Source organism: Leptolyngbya sp. CCY15150, assembly GCF_016888135.1.
Taxonomy (GTDB): Bacteria; Cyanobacteriota; Cyanobacteriia; order RECH01; family RECH01; genus RECH01.
Genome location: NZ_JACSWB010000042.1, coordinates 1 through 347 on the forward strand (window position 1 = coordinate 1; position 347 = coordinate 347).

The 347-nt window shown below is 57.3% G+C and carries 1 pseudogene; it reads left to right on the forward strand.

The window, feature by feature from the left end:
- Positions 1 to 347: pseudogene (locus JUJ53_RS00170) on the forward strand (calcium-binding protein); the annotation flags it as partial.

The window sequence follows — 347 nt, forward strand, 5'->3', positions numbered from 1 at the left end:
ACTCGGCGGCGATGGAAGCGATCGCCTCTTAGGAGAAGTCGGTAACGATCGCCTCTTGGGGGGAGATGGTGACGATATCTTAGTCGGCGGCCCAGGAAGCGATCGCCTTGATGGTGGAGCCGGTAACGACTTGCTTCAAGGGGGCAGCGATCGCGATACCTTAATCGGCGGCACCGGTAATGATCGACTCGATGGCGGCACCGGTAACGACCTCATGACCACCGGACAAGGGCTTGACCTAATTGTCATCCGCCAAAACGATGGCTTCGACCGCGTTACCGATTTCCAAAACAATCGAGACCGTATCGACATCGTCGGCCTTCGGTTCGGACAACTCTCCATCGTCC